At 54.3% G+C, this 23,931-nt stretch carries 25 protein-coding genes; 9 read left to right on the top strand and 16 right to left on the bottom strand.

All coding sequences use genetic code 11. The annotated features are described in order from the left end of the window. The first annotated feature begins 44 nt into the window (after positions 1–44). Positions 45–2,123, top strand: coding sequence for an ABC transporter permease (locus tag MUA00_RS19335; RefSeq protein WP_271124616.1), 2,079 nt, complete (start codon positions 45–47; stop codon positions 2,121–2,123). A gap of 14 nt (positions 2,124–2,137) precedes the next feature. Then, positions 2,138–3,187 (top strand): ferric ABC transporter ATP-binding protein, encoded by a 1,050-nt coding sequence (gene fbpC / locus MUA00_RS19340; protein ID WP_271124617.1) that lies wholly within the window; start codon positions 2,138–2,140, stop codon positions 3,185–3,187. A 96-nt stretch (positions 3,188–3,283) separates the two neighbouring features. Here the strand turns inward: fbpC and dbpA are convergent, their stop codons facing one another. From dbpA to MUA00_RS19355, 3 genes are all read right to left on the bottom strand, one after another. Continuing rightward, positions 3,284–4,657, bottom strand: a complete 1,374-nt coding sequence (gene dbpA, locus MUA00_RS19345) for an ATP-dependent RNA helicase DbpA (protein ID WP_271124618.1) — start codon at positions 4,655–4,657, stop codon at positions 3,284–3,286. 70 nt (positions 4,658–4,727) lie between these two features. Beyond that, positions 4,728–4,955, bottom strand: coding sequence for a fumarate hydratase FumD (fumD, locus tag MUA00_RS19350; RefSeq protein WP_271124619.1), 228 nt, complete (start codon positions 4,953–4,955; stop codon positions 4,728–4,730). 71 nt (positions 4,956–5,026) lie between these two features. Next, positions 5,027–5,224, bottom strand: coding sequence for a hypothetical protein (locus MUA00_RS19355; protein ID WP_271124620.1), 198 nt, complete (start codon positions 5,222–5,224; stop codon positions 5,027–5,029). A gap of 323 nt (positions 5,225–5,547) precedes the next feature. Here MUA00_RS19355 and ttcA point away from each other — a divergent pair, with 323 nt between their 5' ends. Then, complete coding sequence (gene ttcA, locus MUA00_RS19360) at positions 5,548–6,468, top strand: tRNA 2-thiocytidine(32) synthetase TtcA (protein WP_271124621.1); 921 nt, start codon at positions 5,548–5,550, stop codon at positions 6,466–6,468. 35 nt (positions 6,469–6,503) lie between these two features. Here the strand turns inward: ttcA and MUA00_RS19365 are convergent, their stop codons facing one another. Both MUA00_RS19365 and zntB read right to left on the bottom strand, forming a co-directional pair. Continuing rightward, positions 6,504–6,653, bottom strand: a complete 150-nt coding sequence (locus MUA00_RS19365) for a hypothetical protein (protein ID WP_271124622.1) — start codon at positions 6,651–6,653, stop codon at positions 6,504–6,506. 269 nt (positions 6,654–6,922) lie between these two features. Further along, positions 6,923–7,906, bottom strand: a complete 984-nt coding sequence (zntB, locus tag MUA00_RS19370; protein ID WP_271124623.1) for a zinc transporter ZntB — start codon at positions 7,904–7,906, stop codon at positions 6,923–6,925. Between the two features lie 199 nt (positions 7,907–8,105). Between zntB and MUA00_RS19375 the strand changes: the two genes are divergently transcribed. Then, on the top strand, positions 8,106–9,251 hold the full coding sequence (locus tag MUA00_RS19375) for a GGDEF domain-containing protein (protein WP_271124624.1): 1,146 nt from the start codon (positions 8,106–8,108) through the stop codon (positions 9,249–9,251). On the opposite strand, the gene MUA00_RS19380 is transcribed toward MUA00_RS19375, so the two are convergent. Beyond that, a complete protein-coding gene (locus tag MUA00_RS19380) occupies positions 9,252–9,518 on the bottom strand; it encodes a DksA/TraR family C4-type zinc finger protein (protein WP_271124625.1) in 267 nt (88 codons plus the stop codon). Between the two features lie 169 nt (positions 9,519–9,687). Here MUA00_RS19380 and MUA00_RS19385 point away from each other — a divergent pair, with 169 nt between their 5' ends. Then, a complete protein-coding gene (locus tag MUA00_RS19385) occupies positions 9,688–10,488 on the top strand; it encodes a MipA/OmpV family protein (RefSeq protein WP_271124626.1) in 801 nt (266 codons plus the stop codon). Positions 10,489–10,503: 15 nt separating this feature from the next. Here the strand turns inward: MUA00_RS19385 and MUA00_RS19390 are convergent, their stop codons facing one another. Next, positions 10,504–11,379, bottom strand: coding sequence for an AraC family transcriptional regulator (locus MUA00_RS19390; RefSeq protein WP_271124627.1), 876 nt, complete (start codon positions 11,377–11,379; stop codon positions 10,504–10,506). Positions 11,380–11,548: 169 nt separating this feature from the next. On the opposite strand from MUA00_RS19390, the gene MUA00_RS19395 reads away from it, so the two are divergent. Further along, positions 11,549–12,382, top strand: a complete 834-nt coding sequence (locus tag MUA00_RS19395) for an SDR family NAD(P)-dependent oxidoreductase (RefSeq protein ID WP_271124628.1) — start codon at positions 11,549–11,551, stop codon at positions 12,380–12,382. 72 nt (positions 12,383–12,454) lie between these two features. On the opposite strand, the gene MUA00_RS19400 is transcribed toward MUA00_RS19395, so the two are convergent. After that, on the bottom strand, positions 12,455–14,074 hold the full coding sequence (locus tag MUA00_RS19400; RefSeq protein ID WP_271124629.1) for a peptide ABC transporter substrate-binding protein: 1,620 nt from the start codon (positions 14,072–14,074) through the stop codon (positions 12,455–12,457). 274 nt (positions 14,075–14,348) lie between these two features. Between MUA00_RS19400 and mpaA the strand changes: the two genes are divergently transcribed. Next, positions 14,349–15,056, top strand: a complete 708-nt coding sequence (gene mpaA, locus MUA00_RS19405; RefSeq protein ID WP_271124630.1) for a murein tripeptide amidase MpaA — start codon at positions 14,349–14,351, stop codon at positions 15,054–15,056. Between the two features lie 5 nt (positions 15,057–15,061). Here mpaA and ycjG read toward each other — a convergent pair whose 3' ends face one another. Beyond that, positions 15,062–16,027 carry an L-Ala-D/L-Glu epimerase gene (gene ycjG / locus MUA00_RS19410; RefSeq protein WP_271124631.1) on the bottom strand — a complete coding sequence of 322 codons (966 nt, stop codon included), beginning with the start codon at positions 16,025–16,027 and terminating at the stop codon, positions 15,062–15,064. Positions 16,028–16,167: 140 nt separating this feature from the next. Here ycjG and tpx point away from each other — a divergent pair, with 140 nt between their 5' ends. After that, positions 16,168–16,674 carry a thiol peroxidase gene (tpx, locus tag MUA00_RS19415; protein WP_271124632.1) on the top strand — a complete coding sequence of 169 codons (507 nt, stop codon included), beginning with the start codon at positions 16,168–16,170 and terminating at the stop codon, positions 16,672–16,674. A 37-nt stretch (positions 16,675–16,711) separates the two neighbouring features. Here the strand turns inward: tpx and tyrR are convergent, their stop codons facing one another. The 7 genes from tyrR to pspA all read right to left on the bottom strand — a co-directional run bounded on the left by tyrR (position 16,712) and on the right by pspA (position 22,656). Next, positions 16,712–18,274 (bottom strand): transcriptional regulator TyrR, encoded by a 1,563-nt coding sequence (gene tyrR, locus MUA00_RS19420; protein ID WP_271124633.1) that lies wholly within the window; start codon positions 18,272–18,274, stop codon positions 16,712–16,714. 157 nt (positions 18,275–18,431) lie between these two features. Continuing rightward, positions 18,432–19,496, bottom strand: a complete 1,065-nt coding sequence (locus MUA00_RS19425) for a YcjF family protein (protein WP_271124634.1) — start codon at positions 19,494–19,496, stop codon at positions 18,432–18,434. Further along, the gene (locus MUA00_RS19430; protein ID WP_271124635.1) at positions 19,493–20,890 is read right to left on the bottom strand and encodes a YcjX family GTP-binding protein; all 1,398 of its coding nucleotides are present in this window, start codon (positions 20,888–20,890) and stop codon (positions 19,493–19,495) included. Before MUA00_RS19430 ends, MUA00_RS19425 begins: the two co-directional genes overlap by 4 nt. A 122-nt stretch (positions 20,891–21,012) precedes the next feature. After that, positions 21,013–21,231: a phage shock protein PspD gene (gene pspD / locus MUA00_RS19435; protein ID WP_271124636.1), complete on the bottom strand. Its 219-nt coding sequence runs from the start codon at positions 21,229–21,231 to the stop codon at positions 21,013–21,015. A 105-nt stretch (positions 21,232–21,336) separates the two neighbouring features. After that, positions 21,337–21,696, bottom strand: a complete 360-nt coding sequence (gene pspC / locus MUA00_RS19440; protein ID WP_271124637.1) for an envelope stress response membrane protein PspC — start codon at positions 21,694–21,696, stop codon at positions 21,337–21,339. Beyond that, positions 21,696–21,923 (bottom strand): envelope stress response membrane protein PspB, encoded by a 228-nt coding sequence (pspB, locus tag MUA00_RS19445; protein WP_271124638.1) that lies wholly within the window; start codon positions 21,921–21,923, stop codon positions 21,696–21,698. Before pspB ends, pspC begins: the two co-directional genes overlap by 1 nt. A gap of 61 nt (positions 21,924–21,984) precedes the next feature. After that, the gene (pspA, locus tag MUA00_RS19450; protein WP_271124639.1) at positions 21,985–22,656 is read right to left on the bottom strand and encodes a phage shock protein PspA; all 672 of its coding nucleotides are present in this window, start codon (positions 22,654–22,656) and stop codon (positions 21,985–21,987) included. Positions 22,657–22,829: 173 nt separating this feature from the next. On the opposite strand from pspA, the gene pspF reads away from it, so the two are divergent. After that, positions 22,830–23,819 carry a phage shock protein operon transcriptional activator gene (pspF, locus tag MUA00_RS19455; protein ID WP_271124640.1) on the top strand — a complete coding sequence of 330 codons (990 nt, stop codon included), beginning with the start codon at positions 22,830–22,832 and terminating at the stop codon, positions 23,817–23,819. The last annotated feature ends 112 nt before the right edge of the window (positions 23,820–23,931 follow it).

The following is a 23,931-nucleotide window of genomic DNA, read 5'->3' on the forward strand; positions in this document are numbered from 1 at the left end:
CGTCACGTCACCTGCTTCTCTTTCTTTTGGCCGATGAGGCACTTATGTCTGAAACTTTACTTTTGCGTACCCCGCAAAAGCGGGACGCTATTATCTGGTGGGTGGCGCTGTGCTGGCTGGCTTTCGCTCTGCTGCCGAGCTGGAGTCTGGATTACGGCCTGTTTGAATCCACGCCTGATGAGATAATCGACGCCTACGGCTGGTCTGGATTAAACGTCAGCCTGCTGTGGTATATCCTGCCTTCGCTGCTGTTGCTGCGGCCGTTTAATGAACCGGGGCCTGAGAAAAAACAGCGCCACTATTTCGACGCTGGCTGGGCCTTATTCTGCATGGCTTTTGTGGTGGTAAGCGCAACGGTTACCGAACGCGGCATGGGCTACGCCACCCTTGTGCTGTTTATCGCGCTGGGCATGATTATTACCCTCGCCCTGACCCGCCTGGAATGGCTGGGCGGCGACCGCTTTGTCATTGGCTCGCTGGTTGCCATTGTGGGGCTGATCGGCGTGTTTATCGTCTGGCCAAGCATTGCGATTTTCATCCCGATGTTCACCAACGCCGCCGGAGACTTTGCGCCGCTGGCGTTTATGGCGGTGCTCGGCCAGGCGCACATTGTGCAGGTGATTATTAACTCCATCGGCCTGTCGATAGCCGTAGGGATTGGCTGCACCTTTTTCGGCCTGGTGCTGGCGATTTACACCACACGTATTGCTAAACGCAGCGCAATTATCGGCCGCATTTTCTCCATCTTGCCAATAGTGACGCCGCCTTTTGTCGTCGGGCTTGGGGTGACGCTGATGATGGGCCGCTCCGGTTATATCACCGAGCTGATGGTGGAGTGGTTCGGGCTGACCAATACCAACTGGCTGTACGGCTTTACCGGCATCTGGCTGGCGCAGGTTCTGGCCTTTACGCCAATGGCTTTTATGATCCTCGATGGCGCCATCAAAACGATTCATCCATCCCTCGAAGAAGCTTCTTACACGCTGCGCGCCACGCGCTGGAAGACCTTTAAAAACGTATTCCTGCCGCTGTTAAAACCGGCGCTGGCCAATGCTTTTTTGATTGTGATCGTGCAGTCGCTGGCGGATTTCAGCAACCCGCTGGTGCTGGGCGGCAACTTCGACGTGCTCGCCACCCAAATCTATTTCTACATTACCGGCTCGCAGCTTGATTATCAGGCCGCCAGTACGCTCGGCGCGTTCCTGCTGCTGTTCTCGCTGATGGTGTTCTGCATTCAGTATATGTGGATTGGCAAGCGTTCGTACGTAACGGTTTCCGGTAAATCTAACCGTGGCGACGTGCAGCCGCTGCCCGTGACGCTGGTGTGGGCGGTTATCGCTCTTCTGGCGGTCTGGATCGCGTTTAACGCCCTGCTGTACGGCAGCATTTTTTACGGCAGCTTTACGGTGAACTGGGGCGTGGACTACACCCTGACGCTGGATAATTTTATCAAGCTGTTCGGCCAGGGCATGAGCGACGGCGCATGGCCTTCCCTGCTCGACACTCTGCTTTATGCCGGGATTGCCGCGCCGATCACCGCTTTCTTCGGTCTGCTAATCGCCTGGGTCGTGGTGCGCCAGCAGTTCCGCGGCAAAAAAACCATCGAATTCACCACCATGCTGTGCTTCGCGGTACCGGGCACCGTGGCGGGCGTTTCTTACATTCTGGCGTTTAACAGCGCGCCGGTTTATCTGACGGGCACCGCCGCCATCGTCATTATGTCGATGGTGATGCGTAACGTGCCGGTGGGCATTCGAGCCGGAATTGCCGGGCTGGGGCAGATTGATAAGTCGCTCGACGAGGCTTCATTGAGCCTGCGCGCAGGCTCCATGCGCACCATTGTCAATATTCTGTTGCCGCTGCTGCGCCCGGCCATTCTCTCAGCGCTGATTTACAGCTTTGTGCGCGCTATTACTACAGTCAGCGCCATTGTCTTCCTGGTAACGCCGGATACCCGCGTGGCGACGGCCTACATTCTTAACCGCGTGGAAGACGGCGAATATGGCGTGGCGATCGCTTACGGATCGATTCTGATCGTCGTCATGCTGACGATTATCTTTATTTTTGACTGGCTGATTGGCGAGGCGCGTATTTCCCGCTCGAAAGCCAAAACCAACGCGTGATTACGGAGTTAACCATGACACACCCTCATTTTGTAGAACTGCGCGGCGTCACGAAACGGTTTGGCAATAATACCGTCCTGGGCGGCATCAATCTGGCCATTCCGAAAGGCGAGATGGTTACCCTGCTCGGCCCGTCCGGCTGCGGCAAAACCACCGTGCTGCGCCTGGTGGCCGGGCTGGAAAAACCCACCGAAGGGCAGATTTTGATTGATGGAGAAGATGTTACCCATCGCTCTATTCAGCAGCGTGATATCTGCATGGTATTTCAGTCCTACGCCCTGTTCCCGCATATGTCGCTTGGCGACAACGTCGGCTACGGCCTGAAAATGCTGGGCACGCCGCGAGCGGAGATCAAAACCCGCGTGAAAGAAGCGCTGGCGATGGTCGATCTTGACGGCTTCGAAGACCGCTTCGTGGACCAGATTTCCGGCGGACAACAGCAACGCGTGGCGCTGGCGCGCGCCCTGATCCTCAAACCCAAAGTGCTGCTGTTCGATGAGCCGCTAAGTAACCTCGACGCCAACCTCAGGCGCAGCATGCGAGATAAAATCCGCGAGCTGCAAAAGCAGTTCAATATTACGTCGCTGTATGTCACCCACGATCAAAGCGAGGCGTTTGCCGTGTCGGATACGGTGCTGGTGATGAACAAAGGCGAAATCATGCAAATTGGCAGCCCGCAAACGCTTTATCGCCAGCCGGCTTCACGCTTTATGGCGAGCTTTATGGGCGACGCCAACGTCTTCCCGGCGCGCTTTGGCAGCGATTATGTTGAAATCCACGGATATCGTCTGCCGCGCCCTCCGCAGCTTGAAATTGCGCAAGCGGAAGGAACAGTGGGGGTACGACCGGAAGCCATCACGCTTAGCGAACACGGTGCGGAAAGCCAGCGCTGCTTGGTTCGCCACGTGGCCTATATGGGGCCGCAGTATGAAGTCACGGTGGAATGGCATGGCCAGGCGCTGCTGTTGCAGGTGAACGCCACGCGTTTGCAGCCTGACGTCGGGGATAATTACTACCTGGAGATTCACCCGTACGGGATGTTTGTGCTGGCGGATGCGGCTTAGGATTTGCTGCGTGAAACAGGTGGATGGCGCTGACGCTTATCCACCCTACCGTTTTGTAAGTCGGGTAAGCGAAGCGCCCCCGACGTTTACCGCAGGTTACTTCAGCAAACGAACCTTAACGGATTTGCCTTTGATTTTGCCCTGCTGAAGCTGCTTCCACGCATGGCGGGCAACGGACTGACGTACCGCAACGTAGACGTGAATCGGATGCACGTCTATTTTGCCGATGTCCGCCCCATCAAGCCCCATATCGCCAGTCAGCGCGCCAAGAATATCGCCCGGACGCATTTTGGCTTTTTTACCGCCGTCGATGCACAGGGTTGCCATTTCAGCCTCCAGCGGCTTGATGCTGATGCCCATCGGCGCCTGCTGCCAGTTCAACGAAAGGTTTAACATCTCTGCCAGCACGCTTGCGCGCTGCGCTTCTTCTGGCGCACAGAAGCTGATTGCCAGACCGCTCTGCCCTGCGCGGGCGGTACGGCCGATGCGGTGAACGTGCACTTCCGGGTCCCAGGAGAGCTCGTAGTTAATCACCATTTCCAGCGCTTTGATGTCCAGCCCGCGAGCGGCTACGTCGGTTGCCACCAGTACGCGGCTGCTTCCGTTGGAAAAACGTACCAGCGTTTGATCGCGGTCGCGCTGCTCCATATCGCCGTGCAGGGCCAGCACGCTTTGATTGCTTTCGCTCAGCGCATCGCACACGGCCTGGCAGTCTTTTTTGGTGTTGCAGAACACCACGCAGGAAGCCGGCTGATGCTTGCTGAGTAATTTTTGCAGCAGGCCAATTTTGCCGCCGCGGGAAACTTCATAGAACTGCTGTTCTACGGACGGCAGTTCGTCTACAGAATCGATTTCGATAGTCAGGGGATCGCGCTGCACGCGTTTACTGATGGTGGCTATTGCCGTGGGCCAGGTTGCGGAGAAGAGCAACGTCTGGCGTTTGGCGGGCGCATGGCTTATCACCTCATCGATAGCGTCGGCAAAGCCCATATCCAGCATGCGGTCGGCTTCATCCAGCACCAGGGTTTGCAGCGCGTCCAGCTTTACCGTCTCTTTTTTCAGATGGTCGAGCAGACGGCCCGGCGTGGCCACAATGATGTGCGGGGCGTGCGTCAGGGAATCGCGCTGCACGCCAAACGGCTGCCCGCCGCATAGCGTCAGCACTTTAATATTTGGCATATAACGCGCAAGGCGGCGTAGCTCTTTGGCGACCTGGTCGGCAAGCTCGCGCGTCGGGCAAAGCACCAGGGACTGAGTAATAAACTGGCTGGCGTCAATATGTTGCAGAAGACCAAGTCCAAAGGCGGCAGTTTTTCCGCTGCCGGTTTTAGCTTGAGCGCGGACATCTTTCCCTGCAAGGATGGCGGGCAAAGCAGCAGCCTGAACCGGGGTCATGGCGTGATAGCCCAGTTCGTTAAGGTTGGCGAGTTGTTCCGCAGGCAGAATGTTTAAGGTAGAAAAAGAGGTCACAATTATACTCTCGATAAATGGGCTGTCGGTCAGCGGCTGGTGCGCATTCTAGCAGCTTCGGCTGGCAGGGTCATTTATCTGCGTATTTATCACCAGACAGGGCGCTGATTACGGTACTCATTGCCTTTGTTGTTAACTCAGAACGCTTTATTTTTTGATTTGCAAGCGAGGCCCGTAATACGCCGGCTATGACGATATGTTTGGGTTCCTGACCCAGATCGCGCATCTCCAGCACGACCTTACCCACAACGCGACACATTTCCTGGTACAGCTCTTCGTCTTTAGTCTGGTTTCCCATGCTCACTCCATTTTTAAATTCGCGTAGCACAGTAGCATCATGCAGGCGGGAATTTCAGCCCGGGCTCGCTTTTATTGTCCTCGCATCACAATTTCAACCGCTTCGTGGCTTATTGCGCTTCCGATACCATCGCCGATTATTTTTCCCTGCCGGTACAGTTCATCAATGATGTTGTCGCGATTTATTACGGTTCCTTCGGCTATCAAACTGACCACTGCCGCACCAATGGCGCAGCCGATTAACTGCGCACGTTCTTCATCCTGCCTCATTAATCCGCTCTCTTGTTATTACCCTTAGAAAAACTAGCACAATTTTCAGAGCGCGCCATGATGCGAAGGGAGGGAAAGTTTTTAGATTGAAGGGGAAGCGTAAGGGATCGAAAGCTCCGCGATTTTCTTCATAAAAATCGCCTGAAGGCACACTTAACGGCCCCAGGGCTTCGTAAAGGTATTCAGGCTCCGCATTCTGCACCGTTAATGATTGATGTTTGCCTGAATGCCGCTGTAAAACTTTCTGGCATTCGGCGCGCCGATCCGTACCATACACGCCAGCATTACGCGTTACGCGTGTTGGTTTACAGCCCGAGAATTCCATGACCAGTCAAAAAGAACAGTACAATCTGAACAAATTACAAAAACGTCTGCGCCGCAACGTGGGCGAAGCGATTGCTGATTACAATATGATCGAAGACGGCGACCGCATTATGGTTTGCCTCTCCGGTGGTAAAGACAGCTACACCATGCTGGAAATTTTGCGCAACCTGCAGCAAAGCGCGCCCATCAGCTTCAGCCTGGTGGCGGTTAACCTCGATCAGAAACAGCCTGGCTTTCCGGAACATATTCTCCCGGCCTGGCTGGAGAGCATCGGCATTGAATATAAGATTGTCGAAGAGAACACTTACGGCATCGTAAAAGACAAGATTCCGGAAGGTAAAACGACCTGTTCTTTATGTTCTCGCCTGCGTCGCGGCATTTTGTATCGCACGGCCACGGAGCTGGGCGCGACTAAGATCGCTCTTGGCCACCATCGTGATGACATTCTGCAAACGCTGTTCCTGAATATGTTCTACGGCGGGAAGATGAAAGGCATGCCGCCGAAATTAATGAGCGACGACGGCAAGCACATTGTTATTCGTCCGCTGGCCTACTGCCGCGAGAAAGATATTGAGCGTTTCGCCATCGCGCGCGAATACCCTATCATTCCGTGCAACCTTTGTGGCTCGCAGCCTAATTTACAGCGTCAGGTCATTGGCGAAATGCTGCGCGACTGGGATAAACGCTATCCTGGCCGTATCGAAACCATGTTCAGCGCGATGCAAAACGTGGTGCCTTCACACCTGTGCGATACCGAACTGTTCGACTTCAAGGGCCTGAAACACGGCGCGGAAGTGGTGGACGGCGGCGATCTGGCGTTCGATCGTGAAGAACTGCCGATGCGGCCTGCCGGCTGGCAGCCAGAAGAAGACGACAGCGAAACGCCGCTGCAACGTCTGGACGTACTGGAAATCAAATAAAAGACCTTCCCTCTCCGCCCTGGAGAGGGAACCCTTTACATGTGCGGCGGCGGATCGATGATGGGCTTCGGATCGGGGTCAACAGGTGGATCGGGTATCGGTTGCGGTTTTGGAAAAGGATCGGGATTCGGTACCGGATCGCTGGGGGTCGGGTCGCTCATAAATATGCCTCGGTGATAAGTCATAAACTCCTCCTGTTAGTTCTCCCTTTAAGCATAGACAACAAATCGCAGACAAAAAAAAGCCGACTGTTAAAGTCGGCGTCGTACGAATCAATTGTGCTATGCAGTAATTCTAAAAAAAAGGAAGTAAGACAATATGGAGCGCAACGCCCATCGCTTGACGTTGCATTCACCTGCGGGAGAGATATTGCCTCTAATGGCGTGGCGGTTTATTGACTTCGCTCAAATCAGGCGGCCTTTTTTGGTGACAATTATGTTAAAAATGTGAAATTTTACAACCATTTACTGCGATGTAACCACCAGGCAACACCGCCAATCAGAACCACCAACATAAGGCAGAACAGGCTAAAGCCAAAATGCCATCCGCCGCCCGGAATACCGCCAAGGTTTACGCCAAACAACCCGGTAAGGAAGGTGCTGGGTAAAAACACCATCGCCATCAGCGACATGGTGTAGGTTCGTCGTCCCATCGCTTCCTGCATGACCTGCGCGATTTCGTCCGTCATCACCGCCGTGCGGGCTATGCAGGAATCTATTTCGTCCAGCCCTCGCCCTAACCGATCTGAGATATCCTGCATTCGACGGCGATTATCATCGCTCATCCACGGCAGCCGCTCGCTTGATAAACGTGCGTAGACATCCCGCTGCGGAGCCATGTAACGACGCATCACAATCAGTTGCTTGCGCAGCAGCGCCAGGAAACCTCGCGGAGGAATTTGCTGATCGAGCAGGTTATCTTCGAGATCGATAATTTTGTCATGGAGCTGTTCGATAAATTCGCTGGCGTGATCGGTCAGCGCATCGCAAACATCCACCAGCCAGCTACCGCAGTCCGTAGGCCCGGTGCCTTCGTTCAGATCGTTAACCACGTCATCAAGCGCCAGAACCTGTCGCTGACGGGTCGATACGATAAGGCGTTCGTCCATATACAAACGCATCGCAACAAGCTGGTCCGGACGTTCATCGGTGCTGCCGTTAATGCAGCGCAAAGTGATTAATGTCCCCTCCCCAACGCGCGACACGCGCGGGCGCAGGCTTTCGCCGGCCAGCGCATCCCGGACATAATTCGGCAGTAGCGGCGTTGTCGCCAGCCAGTCTGCGCTGTCACGATTGGTGTAATTAAGATGCAGCCAGCATGGATGCTCACGATCGATGATGGTGTCGTTTTCAATCGGTTTGACCCCGCCCTGCCCGTCCAGTTGCCAGGTGAACACGGCATCAGGCACATTGAGCTCGGCCCCTTTCAATACTTCCACTCTCTTTCCCTCAACGGATAACGACTCTGTTGTCAGTCTAGTCATCCTGTTTTGTTAATCAACCTGCATCTGTAAGCAAACGCGCTGAATTAATTAAAGAAAAAACGTTTCTCACCGTTAACCATTAGACAAGATAGCCACACGCGCTACAGTTAACCGCAAAGAGAAATCTCTTTATACGCGGTTCCAGGAGAAGAGTTTGTCAGACAGACGTAAAGCATGCCCCGATTTTGACTTACGCCTCAGCATGATACGCCAGCACGCCATCACCGTCAGCGGCACCTGGTTTCTTTGGATAAATATCCTGTTTTCCGCGTTTATCCTCGGTCGTAATTACTTTTCCCCTGAGAGTCTGGCGGCCGGGCCGCATCATCCCCGACATCTGCTGGAAATCTCAATGGTGCTGATACTCGCCTTATCGGCAGCGGTCATCTTCATTCTGCGGATGGCCCCCGACCAGCAAGCGCCCTGGCTTAGTAAACTCACTCACTGGACGATGTTTTGTCTCAGCGGACTGTGGGCCCTGTGTTTTTATGTCTTTATCGCCAGCGGCGATGTGAGAATTGTTTTCCCATTTTCGGCGCTGCTCATTTTTACCGCCTTAATTTCGCTGTACTTTGACGGGCGAGTTTTGCTCAGCTTTACCTTGCCGGTTTGGATAGTGATTCTGGTATGCAACTTTGTCTATCCCACCACGCTTACCGCTTTAAATGCGATTTTATACGTGCTGATGGCGGCACTGTTTGAGTCCGGCAGGCGAATTCTGCGTAGCTGGTTTGTGCTCGCCATTCGTCGCGAGCAGGAAAACGTCGATTTAATCAACCAGCTAAAGCTGCTGGCGAATCGGGACCCGCTGACCGGTATCGCCAACAGACGTTCTTTCCAGCTACTGCTGGAAAAAGAGATCCAACGCCTGCAGCAAACGAACGCTGAACTTACGCTTATCATGTTGGATGTCGATCATTTCAAAAAATATAACGACCGCTACGGACATCAGGCCGGAGATGAATGCCTGATCAACGTGGCGCGTTGTCTGGAAAGCGCTGCGCGTAACACTCAGGACGTAGTGGCGCGCTTTGGCGGTGAAGAGTTTATTATGCTGCTGCCGGATACTTCACCGCAGCAGGCGGTGGCGATTGCCGAACGTGTGAAAATGAATTTGCAGGCGCTGGGGATGGAGCATAAAAGCTCGCCGATTTCTCCCTTCGTGACAATCAGCCAGGGCATTGCCAACTGCGTTAAAGGCACTTCTGCCATCCGGCTTATTGCGCAGGCTGATGCCGCGCTTTATCAGGCGAAAGAAGCGGGCAGGAATCGCTGGCAGAGCTACCAGCCTGAGGATTGACTAGCGCAACTGGCTGTCTTTCGAGCCGCGTCGGTTGTAGCCTGAAAACGTAGATCTTCTGGCGTCTTCCTCCTGCTGGCACTTCACGCACAGCCGCACGCCGGGAATCGCTTTGCGGCGTTTTTCAGGGATAGGCGCTCCGCATTCCTCACAATGCGTCAGGCTTTCACCTTTTGGTAATTCGCTACGTGCGCGAGCGACGGCATCATCTATCGTGCTGTCGATTTGCTCCTGCACCGCGTCGTCATTTGCCCAACCAGATGCCATTTTCCACCTCGATAAGGGTATTTTTTCGTTCAGCTACCTAAATGAAGATTACCTGATAAAGTTAGTTGAATAATCGGTGAAGCGACGCCGTGTTGTCTTAATTAATTATGAGCGGATGTTGATCCTTAAGGATGGCTTCCTGTACTCGCTCAACCTTGCTGGAAATATGATGAGACAATACCGATACTCCGTTTTTGCCCGCTGTCTTTTCCTGATAATTAGCGTCAAAGCTCATGCTGAGCTCGATCTGGGCTCGATTGATATATTTTCGCAGAACAACGCCTCCAGCCCGGTTCCTAAAGGGTTTGTGCCAGGCGTAGCCGTTATTGGCGGCCAGGCGCGTTATGATGCGCAGAAGAACGACGCCCTCGTGGTTCCCGGCGCCGTTTATTTCGGCAATCAGTTCATGTACCTGGGCGACCGGGCTCGTTACTACTTCCACCTCGATGATACGGTGGCCGCTTACGGCTACGGCAGAGTGCGTTTTGGCAATCTTGATCCCGACGACAGTAGCGCATTCGATGGCATGGAGAAGCGCAAATGGGAGTTCGAAGCGGGCGCAGGCGCGACCATCATCACGCCTTACGCTCTGCTAAGCGCACGAATCGCCTCCGATGTAAGCGGTCGCAGCAACGGGCAGGAAGCTTTGCTGTGGGCCGACTTCCCCATCATTATGGATAAACTGCTTGTGATGCCGGGTATGGGAATGATGATCCGCAGCGACAGGCTGGCAAATTATTACTTCGGCGGCGTATCGGCTAACGAGGCCACGCCCCGGCGGCAGCAATGGGACACGGGAACAACCTACTCCCCGATGGCAGCCGTTATTACCAGCTATCGCTGGAGTTCCAGATGGGTAAGCATGGTTGCTGCCAATTATGAGCTCTATGACAAAGATATCGCAGACAGCCCCCTTGTTCAGCACAGGGGCGAGCTATACGCTATCGCCGCGGTAGGCTACATCTGGTAAATCGCCGGGCTGAAGTTAACCAGGCACAGCGGCCATGCGATCTTTTATTGGCGGCAGTCCGTACATGCGGCGGTATTCCCGGCTAAACTGCGACTGGCTGTCATAACCCACCTGGAAGGCAGCGCTTGCCGCATCCATTTGTTCAAAGAGAATGAGCCGTCGGGCCTCGTGCAGACGAAGCTGCTTTTGATATTGCAGCGGCGTGAGCAGCGTAGCTTTTTTAAAATGCAGATGAAGGGCCGACACGCTTAAACCGGCATGCTTTGCGAGCTTCGTCATGCTGAAACCGTGCGCATAGTTTTCCTTCAGCCAGGCAATGGCGCGAACGACCGAAGCCTCGGCTTGCCGGCTAAATACCATCCGGCAGAGAAATTCTCCTTCGGGTTTTCTGAGAATACGGTAAATAATTTCCCGTTCGGCCATAGCGCCAAGAAGCTTTGCATCCACAGAATTTTTCAGACTTTCAGTCAGCCGTCTGAAAGCATCGGTTATACCGCTGTCGTTATCAACCAGCGAAATTCCCGTGGCCTTCTCGCCCCTGTTTTGTTGCTGTAGCCCCGCATCGGTGATGACATCCATAATCACCTCCCGGCATAAAGACAAACGCAGGCAAATATAAGGACATTGCGCTGACGCCTGAATAATCTGGCCGGTCAGAGGTAAATCAACGGAAACCAGCAGGCTGGAATAACGATCGTATTCATAGACATGCCCGGCAACATCCACCCTTTTGGCGCCGGATATCACTACGCAGAGCGCAGGTTCATGCAAAGTGGTAATAAGTTCCCCAGGCTTTTCACCGTAAATAAAATGCACCCGCGGATGGGCCGTATCGATAATCCCTTCGCGGTTATTATGTTGATTTATAAAATCAATGGCCTCGTTTAGCATCGTATCTCCGGTTGAGAAAGCTGATTGCGTGAATAATAGAAGAAAACGGATGATTTACTATTTAAAAGTAGGATCGTGCAATAAAAAAAGAGGATCTGTTTAACGGGCAACTTCAGGCGCGCCATACACTTGTTTCCGGCAATTCTGCCGAACTTGCGGAACTCTGACGATGAAACAAACCTGGTTAATCACCGGCGCCACCCGTGGCATCGGCATGGAAATAGTGAAAGCGGCGCTGTCTGCCGGTATGAACGTCTGCGCAACGGGCCGTAGCCTCGAAAAACTGCGGGACACTTTCCCGGCGCAGCCCGGCCTACTGTTACTGCCGCTGGATGTTTGCGATCGGCAACAGCAGTCGCAGGTGGTGGAAGACTGCGTGAAGCATTTTGGCCGTATTGATGTGCTGGTTAATAACGCCGGTTATGGCCAGATGGGATATTTCGAAGAGGTGACAACCGATTCTGTAAAAGCGCAGTTTGAAACTAACGTCTTCGGCCAGATAGCCATGACGCAAACCACCTTGCCCTATATGCGCCAACAGCGCGCAGGCCAGATTTTTAATTTTTCCTCCATCGGCGGAGCGATAGGCTACGATATTGCCTCTATTTATTGCGCCAGCAAATTCGCAGTGGAAGGATATTCAGCCTCGCTCGCCCGGGAAGTTTCACGTTTTGGCATTACTATCACCATTGTTGAGCCTGGTTTCTTCCGTACTGATTTTCTTGATGACCGATCGGTGCATTTTGCCAGCCCATCGGTCAGCGATTATGATTCGCTGCGACAAGAGGGGGAGAAAAGCTATCGCGAATACAACCATGCTCAGCCGGGCAGCCCAGCTAAGCTTGCCCAGGCGCTGTTGACGCTGGCAGCAGCTCAGGAAAAACCCTTACGATTTGCAGCCGGCTCGGATGCTTTCGATCTTCTGACGCAGGAGTACGAATCGCGTCTGGCAGAATTAACAACATGGAAAAACCTCATCTGCTCGACCGATATTGCCCGGTAAATGATTTGACTACCTCTGAGCGATAGAAAATGACATTCCCTGCTCTTATGAGCAGGGAATGTGCGTTGAGCATCAGTGCGCCACAATATACATCGTGCGGCTGTAGGCAACGTCTTCCGGGTTATTTATCGGGTATCCCTTCAGCCATGGCTTAATTAAACGCCCGTTGGTGTACTGATAAACAGGCGCGATTGGCGCCTGCTCCTGGATAATTCTTTCCGCCTGGTTGTAATCTTTATTACGGGCCGCATCCGTCACTTCCTGACTCGCCTGAGCCAGCACTTTGTCATAGGCCGGTGAATTAAAGCGCGCAATATTGCCGCTGTGTGTAGAAGTAAGCAGCGAAAGGAACGTTGAAGGCTCGTTGTAATCACCAACCCAGGAAGCGCGAATCACATCAAAATTGCCGGTGTTGCGGCTATCGATATAGGTTTTCCACTCCTGGTTTTGTAATTTCACCTCCGCGCCGAGGTTTTTCTTCCACATGGAGGCCACGGCAATGGCAATCTTCTGGTGATTTTCCGAAGTGTTATACAGCAGCGTAAGTTTAAGCGGTTTATTGGCGCCGTAACCTGCCGCGCGCAGCAGCGTTTTCGCCTGAGCGTTCAGCTCTTCCTGGCTCATTTGTTCGAACGGCGACGGGTCCGGTTTAAAGCCTGCCGTCACGTCCGGCGTAAAGCGCCAGGCCGGTTTTTCGCCGGTTCCAAGCACTTTTTCGGCCATAATGCGGCGGTCGATGGTCATGCTCAACGCAAGGCGGACTTTCGCATCTGCGGTTGGGCCTTTTTGCGTATTAAATGCGTAGTAATACGTGCCGAGCTGCGGCGGAGTGTATACCTGGTCCGGAATGTCCTTCAGCAGCTTCTGATACAGGGTTTTCGGGAAGGACTCCGTGATATCTATGTCGCCTGCCAGGTAGCGTTTTGTTGCCGCGGACTCCTGGTTTATGGGCATAAAGGTCACTTTGGTCAGCACGGTTTTACCGTTGTCCCAGTAGCTTTTATTCGGTATCACCACCAGCTTTTCATTTACCACGCGTTCGCTCAGGGTAAATGCGCCGTTGCCAACCAGGTTGCCGGGTTTGGTCCAGTCCTGCCCCAGCTTTTCCACCACGGTTTTGGGAACCGGATAAAGCGAGAAGTTCGCCGTCAGATTCGGGAAATAGGCAACGGGTTTATCGAGTTGAATACGCAGCGTGTGAGCATCCACCGCCGTGACACCCAGCTTATCCGCAGGCATTTTGCCATCAATAATGGCCTGAGCATTCATTATGCCAGCAAGTGCCGCAAACCAGGCAAAGGGCGAAGTGTTTTTCGGGTCAACCAGACGCTGCCAGCTATAAACGAAATCTTCTGCCGTAACCGCAGAGCCGTCAGACCAGCGGGCATCGTCACGCAGGGTAAACGTCCAGGTACGGTTATCATTGCTGCGCCATTTTGTTGCCACGCCCGGCACCAACTCCCCTTTCTCATTCTGATTAAGCAGGCCTTCGAAAAGATCGCGGATGACCTGGATTTCCGGCAGGCCAACGGCTTTAACCGGGTCCAGAGACGCAGGCTCGTCTTTAATATGACGCACAAGTTCCTGAGCGGGCGCAAGCCGGGTTCCGGCAGGCACTTCCGCCGCCCAGGTTTGCGAAAACGTGCAGGCCACGGCCAGCGCACAGCAGGTAATACGAAAAGTTTTTTTCATCAGTTACCTTATTTAGGATTGCATTTTCGGCGGTAAACGCACGCCTGTCGTTGATGGGCAAAGTAGCGCAATTGCTTGTTTTGCCAATCAGAAAAGCAAACAACATGCCGCAATGCAACCGCGGGGGGCAATTAAATTCTTATAACTTGAGCGCTGTCATTTGTCGCAGTCCGGGCGAGGCCCGCGCACGGCCCGGCAGCCGACTGTTTCAGATGAGATTTTCGTTAAACCCTGCTATTAATGTTGGAAACTTTTGACTCATATAAGGAATGCTATGCCCGGTCACCGCCCTCGCCCACAACGCGGCCATCTGCCGCCCGGCAGCGAACGTTACGGTAAATCAGTGTTCGGCGCGCCCTTGCTGTGGTTCCCGGCAAGCCCGGGCGAAACACGCAGCGGTTTGATCATTGCCGGAACGCACGGCGATGAAAACGCAGCGATGGTGACGCTTTCCTGCGCCCTGCGCACCCTTGAGTCAAAATATCGCCGTCATCACGTGGTACTCGCGGTCAACCCGGACGGCTGCCAGCTTGGCCTGCGCGCCAATGCCAACGGCGTCGATCTGAATCGCAACTTCCCCGCGGCGAACTGGAAAGCAGGTGAAACGGTTTATCGTTGGAACAGCAGCGCAGACAAACGTGACGTGGTGTTATCTACCGGCGCAAAACCCGGTTCCGAGCCCGAAACTACCGCACTTTGCCAGTTAATTCATTCGCTCCAGCCTGCATGGGTCGTTTCGTTTCACGATCCGCTTGGCTGCATCGAAGACCCCGACAACTCTTTGCTGGGCAACTGGCTTGCGGATGCTTTTGAATTACCGCTGGTGACAAGCGTGGGCTACGAAACGCCGGGCTCGTTTGGGAGCTGGTGTGCGGACCTTAACCTGCCATGCATCACCGCAGAGTTCCCGCCTGTTTCCGCCGATGAAGCCAGTGAGCGTTATCTTGATGCGATGATGGGGTTGCTGCACTGGCATCGTTAAAGCGGTTAAGGATAAAGTTTCCCGTTTTCGAAATGCAGGGCTGGCTCAACGTCCACAGCAAGCCAGGTTGGACCATCCAAATCGGCAAAGCGAACTTTAGCCGCCAGCGGTAGTGCTGCGGCAATGGCGCGTGAGGTACAAAGCATGCAGCCCAGCATCACATCAAAGCCCTGCTCACGCGCGGCCTGCGTTAAGGCCAGCGCTTCGGTCAGGCCGCCGGTTTTATCCAGTTTCACATTCACCATTTCATAGCGTCCTTTCAGCGCGGCGAGGCTTTCACGCGTATGACAGCTTTCATCGGCGCAGATCGGCAGCGGATGGATAAAGTTTGTCAGCGCGCCGTCTTCGCTGGCAGGAAGCGGCTGTTCAAGCATCGCCACGTTTAAATCGGCCAGTAGCTGGCAGCGTGCAGCCAGTCCGTCGCTATGCCAGGCTTCGTTGGCGTCAACAATCAACACCGCTTCCGGCACCGCCGCGCGAATGGCGACCATGCGTTCGGCAATCAGACGATCGTCGAGCTTCACTTTCAGCAAACGTGCGCCTTTCTTCCACAATAACGCGGCGGCGGCGGCCATCTGCTCAGGAGCGGCAATGCTTACCGTTTGTGCCGTCGTTATCATCTCCGGTAATTCAACGCAGGCAAGATGCGACACGGAAGTTCCTTTGCGTCGCGCCTCCAGGTCCCACAGCGCGCTATCAACGGCGTTACGAGCGGCTCCCGCTGGCAAAGCCTGCTGCAGCGCCTCGCGCGTCATGCCAAGTTCAAGCTGCGGGATTATCGTTGTAATCTGCGCCAGTACCGAAGCTTCGCTTTCGCCATAGCGCGGATACGGCGTGCATTCACCCACGGCTTTGATCCCGTCTTCTTCAAGTTCAACCACCACCACAACCGCTTCGTTGCGCGTGCCGCGCGAGATAACAAACGGCGTATGCAGCGGCCATGCTTCCTGATAAACCTTAACTGTTCTCATCGTTAACCTTGTCACCGGGGTTTTTTGCTCAGTATAGGAGCGAACACTTTTACGTGCAGTATCAGTTTTTTATATTCATCCGATGAATCCTGGAATACACTGCATGCGGCGTTAATTATATGTAAAAAGGAAAATCAAACATGTCACAACTCGTTCATTTCCAGGGCAACCCGGTTGCGGTTGCAGGTCAAATCCCACAGGCTGGCAGCAAAGCCGCTGCTTTCTCGCTGGTCGCAAAAGACCTTTCTGACGTTGCACTGAGCCAGTTCGCGGGCAAACGTAAAGTGTTGAACATTTTCCCAAGCATCGACACCGGCGTGTGCGCGGCATCCGTGCGTAAATTCAACCAACTGGCGACCGAGCTTGAGAACACCGTGGTTCTGTGTGTTTCTGCCGATCTGCCGTTTGCGCAGTCTCGCTTCTGCGGCGCAGAAGGTCTGAGCAACGTCATTACCCTGTCCACCCTGCGTAACCCTGAATTCCAGCAGGATTATGGCGTAGGCATCGCCGAAGGCGCGCTGAAAGGTCTGACAGCCCGTGCGGTTGTTGTGATCAACGAAAAAGACGAAGTGGTATTCAGCCAGTTAGTTAACGAGATTACTAACGAGCCGGATTATGCTGCGGCGCTGGAAGCCCTGAAGGCTTAAGGTGTGAATGTCCCCCACAAGGGGGACATTAAAAAGATTACTCTTCGGTTTTACGCTGGCTCAGGCCATATTCACGCAGTTTGTTGGCAATCGCCGTATGCGACACGCCAAGACGTTTCGCCAGTTTACGGGTGCTTGGATAAGTACGATAAAGCTGGGTCAACACCGAGCGCTCAAAACGTCGCGAAATATCATCCAGCGTCCCTTCCATCGCTTCTTCCCCAACCGCAAGGCTCGCGGTATCAAAATCAGGCAACAGAATATCCTGCGGACGCAGCTCGTAACCTTCAAGCTGGGTTAAGGCCCGATAAATGGCGTTTTTCAACTGACGAACGTTGCCCGGCCAGCCGTAACGCGTTAATACGTTACTGAGATCGCTGGCCAGTTTAGGACGCGGCACGCCCTGTTCATCGGCAAAGCGCGCCACAAACAGTTCGGTGAGCGGCATAATATCTTGCGGGCGATCGCGCAGCGGCGGCAGATTAAGCGTCAATACGTTCAGACGATAATAGAGATCTTCGCGGAACTCGCCTTTCTGTACCAGCTCCACCAGATTTTTCTGCGTCGCGCAAATCACGCGCACGTCGACATGCACCTCATGCTCTTCTCCCACCCGGCGGAACGTGCCGTCGTTGAGAAAACGCAGCAGCTTGGTTTGCATGCGCGGCGACATTTCGCCGATTTCATCAAGCAATACCGAGCCGCCGTTCGCCTGCTCGAAGAAGCCTTTTTTCCCTTCTATAGCGTTGGCATAAGCGCCCGGCGCGTGGCCGAATAATTCGCTTTCAACCACGTCATCCGGCATCGAACCGCAGTTCAGCGCCAGGTAAGGTTTTTGCGCGCGCGGGCTGCTGAGGTGGCAGGCGTGAGCGAGCAAATCTTTCCCGGTGCCGGTATCGCCAACGATTAGCAGCGGAGCATTCAGCAACGCCAGTTTCTGCGCCTGCTCGACGACATGACGCATTTTCGCGCTGACCGCAATAATCTGGCTGAACGCGCTGGTATCGGCCTGGGTGATGTTCTGTAGCTGGCGACCCATACGCACCGTTGAACGCAGCATCACAACTGCGCCAACCAGCATCGGCTGGTTATTTTCACCATCCAGATGCACCGGCGTGATTTCCATCAGGAAATTCTGCCCGTTGATGACCACATGCTCAGTGTGCGAATCCGCAGGCGAGCCTTCCAGCCAGCGCATAAAGTTGAAACCGTTGATAAGGCTTGCCGCGTTATGGTTACGGAGCTTGTCTTCGCCCTGCCCAAACAGCGCGCAGCTCGCCGGGTTGGCCAGCTCAACTTTGCTCTTCATATCCAGGGACAGTACCGGCTCCGGCAAGGCTTCAAGCAGCGCGCTCAGCGCCCGATGCTCGCGTTCAGACGGCATCCACGGCACCGTACGCACGTCCTTCACGCCTGGGATACGACGGATCTCAGCCATAAGGCTGCTGAATGAGTCGAAATCCAGGGTAGAGAAATTCAGGTAAATGAGACCAATCGGGTCAATTTCTATGCCTCGTAAATCAATACCGCGCAGCACTAATAAATCGAGTAATTCGCGTGTCAGACCAAGGCGGTCTTCACAAAAGACTTCCAGACGCATGGAGGTGACCTTTTTGCATTAAAACGGAATCATTGGGTAGAGTGATAATACTCCAGATACCTGCGGGTCAGAAGAGATGTGTGAAGAAAAGTTGACAGATAAGTGTATGAATGCGGGCAATGCCGTAAAGCCAGACGGTCACGGCATTGCCTGAGTGTCAGGCGGAGGGCGGAGTTTTGCTCTTGCTCATGGTTTCTTTAAGCTGCACCAGCAACTGGCGACGGAAATCACCCAGACGAGGTTTATCGTCCTCCATCCATGGCAGCGGGCGGCAGAGCTCCATGGCTTTGATGCCAAGGCGCGCCGTGAGCAGTCCGGCCCCTATCCCCTGAGCGGCACGAGCCGAAAGACGGGCGGCAATATCCTGCCCGACCCAGTCCATCCCCACTTCGCGCACCAGTTCACTTGCGCCTGCGAACGCTATGTTAAGCAACACCAGGCGGAACAGGCGAATGCGGCTGAAATAGCCCAGTTCGATGCCGTAAAGCGTTGCGATGCGGTTGATCAGGCGCAGGTTGCGCCAGGCGATAAACGCCATGTCCACCAGCGCCAGCGGACTAACGGCAATCATCAACGTAGATTCCGCAGCGGAACGGCTAATTTCACGGCGAGCCTGGCCGTCAAGCACCGGCTGTACCAGTTGAGCGTAAAGCGCGACAACTTCACGATCGTTTTGCGTTTCGTGAATCGAGGCGTACCAGCGCTGCAATGCAGGATGCCCCTGGTCAAGGCCAGCCTGACGCGCCAGTTTTTCACAAAAAGCCCGGCCTTTGCCCATGCTGTGGCTGCTGAGCAACTCTCGCGCTTCATCGCGCTCCTCCGCACGCTGACGCAGACGCCATAAACGCCGCCATTCTGTCGCCAGGGAACCGACGCCAGCAGCGACGATTAAGCCGCCTGCAATACCGCCGCCCAGCGCAATCCAGTCCTGAGTGACGAACGCGTTATGCGTCCACTGTACGCCCTGAGCGACAACGCTGATACCAAACAGCCCCAGACCTGCGGTGACCATGCGCCGCCAGATGCTGCGCTTTGGCCGCAGTGCCGCCTCCACCGCCGCTTCGGCCAGGCTTTCTGCTTCCGTTTCTTCAGGAGTGGCAAGCGCGGGGGTGAATTTTTCGGCTTCCGGCTCGCTGAAAGCCAGAGCGGCCTTGTAGGCCTTTTCTTTTTCTACTTCCAGCGGCTGTGCGAAGTCGATATGTGGTTTTAAGGGTTCGGTCATCGCAATTTATCCCCAATCAAAAATTCCAGCGCGGCGTCAAGGCGTATATGCGGCAGCGGCCTGTCGACGTCCAGCGCCTGCGGGCGGAACTGTTCAAACTCAAAGCCCTGCTTTTCCCAGAATGCGCTGCCCGGCAGGCGCGCCGGGACTTCGCCCGGATAAACCGTCAGCGGTGCGCCGTCGCTTAAGCGATTCCCGCGTAGCGCAGGGATTTGTTCGCCCTGCACATCCACCAGGCCGCTTTGCGTCGCCTGCACCGAGGCAATGCCCATGCATTCGCGATCGATACCTTCAAATGCGGCGTTCTGCCAGGCGTCCTGCACCAACTGCTGTAATAACGAAACCATATTGGCGTGCTGATCGACGGTAACGTGATCGGCTTTGGTCGCGGCGAATAACAGCTTGTCGATAACCGGCGAGAAAAGCCTGCGGAACAAGGTGCGCTGCCCGTACTGGAAGCTCTGCATAAGCTGAGTCAGCGCAAGGCGCATATCATTAAATGCCTGTGGCCCGCTGTTAAGCGGCTGCAGGCAATCCACCAGCACAATTTGTCTGTCAAAACGCAGGAAGTGATTTTTATAAAATCCCTTCACCACTTTTTCGCAATAATAATCAAAGCGCGAACGCAGCATGCCGAGGTTAGTGGTTTTATCGGCCTGGGCGAGCTTAGATTCGCCAAAATTATCGACGTCCGGCCACGGAAAGAATTGCAGCGCAGGCGCGCCGGCCATATCGCCCGGCAGCACAAAGCGGCCAGGCTGAATAAAGTGCAGCCCTTCGCTTTTGCAGCGCAGCAGATAATCCGTCCAGGCTGCGGAAATTGCCGCAAGACGGTTTTCATCGGCCGGAGCAAAGGGATCTAAACCTGCACATAATTTGCGCCATTCGGCTGACCATCCGGCGCGGTCGCCCTGTAACAGGCCGGTCATCTGGCGCGACCAGCTTAAATAATTCTGCGCCAGCATCGGCAGGTCCAGCAGCCATTCGCCCGGATAATCCACGATTTCAAGATACAAGGTTGAAGTGTCTTTGAAGTGCCGCAGCAGCGAATCATTAGAGCGATAACGCAGCGCAAGACGCATTTCACTTACGCCGCGAGTCGGCGTCGGCCAGCTCGGCGGCTGGCCATAAAGCTGCGCCAGCCCTTCGTCATAGGTGAAACGCTGAATGCCTAAATCACGCTGCGGCACGCGCTTAACGCCGAGCAGACGCTCTTCACGCACCGCGCTAAGCATCGGCAGGCGAGCGCCGTTATTGACGCTCAGCAACTGGTTAACCATCGCCGTGATAAATGCGGTTTTGCCGCTGCGGCTCAGGCCGGTGACCGCAAGCCGCAGGTGCCTATCCACGCCGCGGTTTACAAGAGCGTTGAGTTCATTCTTGATTCTGTTCATCTGCGTCCTGGTTGCGCCCATTTCACTAACGGGAAAGTTATCTTCACTGAGTGTAATAAATATGGATTATGAATAGCGAATCAAAGAGGGAGGAAAAAGAAATCAACCAGAGCGGGAGAACGCTACTTCGTTATTCTCCCGGAAACTTTACGCAACACGCGCGCCAGCATCGGCTCAAGCATCATGGCGAGCAGCATTTTAAGCGGACGACGCGCGACGGATTTCACCGCCCATCCCGCAACGCCCGCCGGGCCGTAGCGCAAGGCGACGAGCAGAACCAGTTTACCGGCGATTTTCAGACCAGGCTTGGCTTTTTGACTGGCAGTACGGAATGTGGTCATGGGTTCTTTCTCCGCAGGGTGGAAAATTCGTAGGGTGGATAAACAATGTGCCATCCACCGCTACGGCGTGGCGGATGGCGCTAGCTTATCCGCCCTACAGGTTGGTTATAGCTGACGGAACCGGCTGCGTAACGTGAAAGTATCCGACGTTATGTAACGCTCCATCGAACGCAAACGCTGCTCTCCTGCCGCCAGTTGCGCATCCACTTCATCAAGCAGGTCACGGCTGGTGGGCTGCGGCTTTTCCATATCGGCGCCCTGCGGCATCGGATCAAGGATAAACGTCAGAGCGATGTAGGCCACCAGTACAAAGAAGAACAGGCCAAAAATCATAGATAAAACAACGATCAGGCGTACCAGCTTCACCGGCACATCAAGGTATTGCGCAATGCCTGCGCATACGCCCTTCAGCATTCCCTTTTCAGGAATACGCCACAATTTACGACCGGAAAATGTATTCACCATTATTTGTCTCTCCAGTTCGGGTGCTCAGCGTCGAGGATCTGTTCCAGCGCCTGAATGCGGTCACGCATACGCTTCGCCTCGTCAGTGAGCTGCGCCAGCCGTTGTTGTTCGCCCTGGGAAAGCTGCCCGCCGTTTGCGGAGCGATTGTTGTAATGCAACCACAGCCAGATAGGGGCGACAAACAGCACAAAAATCGTTAACGGTATGGCCAGAAAAAGCGCGCTCATGTGTACTCCTTACAAGTCAGACGAACTGCGGTGTGCCACGCACAACCGCAGTTGCGAAAAATTAACCGCGATCCTGGGCGTTCATTTTTGCTTTCAGCGCCGCAAGCTGTTCGCTGATTTCATCATCTGCTTTCAGTTCGGCAAACTGGGTATCAAGATTTTTTTGCTTGCCGAAGCCGTGGCTTTCAGCTTCCGATTCCATCTGATCGATGCGGCGTTCGAAAGATTCAAAACGAGCCATCGCTTCATCAAGCTTACCGCTGTCCAACTGGCGACGTACGTCACGGGAAGACGAAGCTGCCTGGTGGCGCAGCGTTAATGCCTGCTGGCGCGCGCGGGTTTCGCTGAGTTTGTTTTCCAGCTCGCCAATTTCTTTTTTCATGCGCGCCAGGGTTTCGTCGACATGAACCGCTTCATCTTCCAGGGTCGCGATCAGGTCGGTTAATTTTTGTTTTTCGATCAGTGCCGCACGGGCCAGATCTTCTTTCTCTTTACGCAGCGCCAGCTCCGCTTTTTCCTGCCATTCAGCCTGCTGAGCCGTTGCCTGTTCTACGCGGCGGGAAAGCTGTTTCTTTTCAGCCAGCGCGCGAGCCGATGTGGAACGCACTTCAACGAGCGTGTCTTCCATTTCCTGAATCATCAGGCGTACCAGTTTTTGCGGATCTTCCGCTTTTTCCAGCAGCGAGTTGATGTTGGCATTCACGATGTCGGCAAAACGAGAAAAAATACCCATAATTCAATCCTCTTTAGTCATTATTTCAGGTGCCTGGCACCCTGCACGTAATGAATAATACAATTGCCGTGCCAACTTTTTATTTCTTTGATTTTAAAAAGAATAGTTAAATTTGACTCTTTAAGGATAGCGTTTATAGTGGTTTTATTCACTAACAGTTGGTTAATTTCATCATGGCAGAACACAAAGATAACCTGATCGGCGAGGCAAACAGCTTTTTGGAAGTGCTGGAGCAGGTTTCCCGCCTCGCTCCTCTCGAAAAACCCGTGCTGGTCATTGGCGAGCGCGGCACGGGTAAAGAGCTGATTGCCAACCGCCTGCACTTTCTTTCTCGCCGTTGGCAGGGGCCGTTTATCTCGCTGAACTGTGCTGCGCTCAACGATAACCTGCTGGATTCCGAGCTTTTCGGCCATGAAGCCGGAGCCTTTACCGGCGCTCAGAAACGTCATCCCGGTCGCTTTGAGCGCGCGGATGGCGGCACGCTGTTTCTTGATGAGTTGGCGACCGCGCCGATGATGGTGCAGGAAAAACTGCTGCGAGTGGTGGAATATGGCGAGCTTGAGCGCGTCGGCGGCAGCCAGCCTTTGCAGGTCAACGTGCGCCTGGTATGCGCGACAAATGCCGATCTGCCAAAACTCGCCGAAGAAGGAAAATTCCGCGCCGACCTGCTGGACAGGCTGGCCTTCGACGTCGTCACCCTCCCCCCTTTGCGCGAGCGCCAGCCCGACATCATGCTGATGGCCGAGCATTTTGCGATTCAAATGTGCCGCGAATTGCAACTGTCTTTCTTTCCTGGCTTTACCGAGCAGGCGCAGCAAACACTGCTGAACTACGCGTGGCCCGGCAATATACGCGAACTGAAAAACGTGGTGGAGCGCTCGGTTTATCGCCACGGCACCAGCGAAGAGCCGGTTGATGAAGTGATCCTCGACCCGTTTGCTCGCCGCACCGTTATCTCTTCCCCCGTTGAATCCTCGGGACTGCCTGCTTTGCCTGTCGATCTGCGGCAGTGGCAAAACGAGCAGGAGAAACGGCTTCTCGAAACCAGCCTGAAACAGGCTAATTACAACCAGCGCCGGGCGGCGGAATTGCTTGGCCTGACTTATCACCAGCTACGCGCCATGATGAAAAAGCATCTTATTCACCCGGGAAATATTTCCTGAAAGGACGCCTCGCGGCGCTTTTATCATCACTCTGTCCAGAAAACTGCCAATCATCGTCACTTATTTTGGGGGGAAGGCCAGAGTGCGATACACTTTGCCTATCACCTTTGAA

This window comes from Dryocola boscaweniae (assembly GCF_025215095.1).
GTDB classification, from domain to species: domain Bacteria; phylum Pseudomonadota; class Gammaproteobacteria; order Enterobacterales; family Enterobacteriaceae; genus Dryocola; species Dryocola boscaweniae.

What these genes read in the sequence shown, in the direction of transcription:
- MUA00_RS19335 (WP_271124616.1), top strand. Translation starts at nt 45, where the DNA reads ATGTCTGAAACTTTACTTTTGCGTACCCCGCAAAAGCGGGACGCTATT.
- fbpC (WP_271124617.1), top strand. Translation starts at nt 2,138, where the DNA reads ATGACACACCCTCATTTTGTAGAACTGCGCGGCGTCACGAAACGGTTT.
- fumD (WP_271124619.1), bottom strand. Translation starts at nt 4,955, where the DNA reads ATGGGAAACCAGACTAAAGACGAAGAGCTGTACCAGGAAATGTGTCGC.
- MUA00_RS19355 (WP_271124620.1), bottom strand. Translation starts at nt 5,224, where the DNA reads ATGAGGCAGGATGAAGAACGTGCGCAGTTAATCGGCTGCGCCATTGGT.
- ttcA (WP_271124621.1), top strand. Translation starts at nt 5,548, where the DNA reads ATGACCAGTCAAAAAGAACAGTACAATCTGAACAAATTACAAAAACGT.
- MUA00_RS19365 (WP_271124622.1), bottom strand. Translation starts at nt 6,653, where the DNA reads ATGACTTATCACCGAGGCATATTTATGAGCGACCCGACCCCCAGCGAT.
- MUA00_RS19380 (WP_271124625.1), bottom strand. Translation starts at nt 9,518, where the DNA reads ATGGCATCTGGTTGGGCAAATGACGACGCGGTGCAGGAGCAAATCGAC.
- MUA00_RS19385 (WP_271124626.1), top strand. Translation starts at nt 9,688, where the DNA reads ATGAGACAATACCGATACTCCGTTTTTGCCCGCTGTCTTTTCCTGATA.
- MUA00_RS19390 (WP_271124627.1), bottom strand. Translation starts at nt 11,379, where the DNA reads ATGCTAAACGAGGCCATTGATTTTATAAATCAACATAATAACCGCGAA.
- MUA00_RS19395 (WP_271124628.1), top strand. Translation starts at nt 11,549, where the DNA reads ATGAAACAAACCTGGTTAATCACCGGCGCCACCCGTGGCATCGGCATG.
- MUA00_RS19400 (WP_271124629.1), bottom strand. Translation starts at nt 14,074, where the DNA reads ATGAAAAAAACTTTTCGTATTACCTGCTGTGCGCTGGCCGTGGCCTGC.
- mpaA (WP_271124630.1), top strand. Translation starts at nt 14,349, where the DNA reads ATGCCCGGTCACCGCCCTCGCCCACAACGCGGCCATCTGCCGCCCGGC.
- ycjG (WP_271124631.1), bottom strand. Translation starts at nt 16,027, where the DNA reads ATGAGAACAGTTAAGGTTTATCAGGAAGCATGGCCGCTGCATACGCCG.
- tpx (WP_271124632.1), top strand. Translation starts at nt 16,168, where the DNA reads ATGTCACAACTCGTTCATTTCCAGGGCAACCCGGTTGCGGTTGCAGGT.
- tyrR (WP_271124633.1), bottom strand. Translation starts at nt 18,274, where the DNA reads ATGCGTCTGGAAGTCTTTTGTGAAGACCGCCTTGGTCTGACACGCGAA.
- MUA00_RS19425 (WP_271124634.1), bottom strand. Translation starts at nt 19,496, where the DNA reads ATGACCGAACCCTTAAAACCACATATCGACTTCGCACAGCCGCTGGAA.
- MUA00_RS19430 (WP_271124635.1), bottom strand. Translation starts at nt 20,890, where the DNA reads ATGAACAGAATCAAGAATGAACTCAACGCTCTTGTAAACCGCGGCGTG.
- pspD (WP_271124636.1), bottom strand. Translation starts at nt 21,231, where the DNA reads ATGACCACATTCCGTACTGCCAGTCAAAAAGCCAAGCCTGGTCTGAAA.
- pspC (WP_271124637.1), bottom strand. Translation starts at nt 21,696, where the DNA reads ATGGTGAATACATTTTCCGGTCGTAAATTGTGGCGTATTCCTGAAAAG.
- pspB (WP_271124638.1), bottom strand. Translation starts at nt 21,923, where the DNA reads ATGAGCGCGCTTTTTCTGGCCATACCGTTAACGATTTTTGTGCTGTTT.
- pspA (WP_271124639.1), bottom strand. Translation starts at nt 22,656, where the DNA reads ATGGGTATTTTTTCTCGTTTTGCCGACATCGTGAATGCCAACATCAAC.
- pspF (WP_271124640.1), top strand. Translation starts at nt 22,830, where the DNA reads ATGGCAGAACACAAAGATAACCTGATCGGCGAGGCAAACAGCTTTTTG.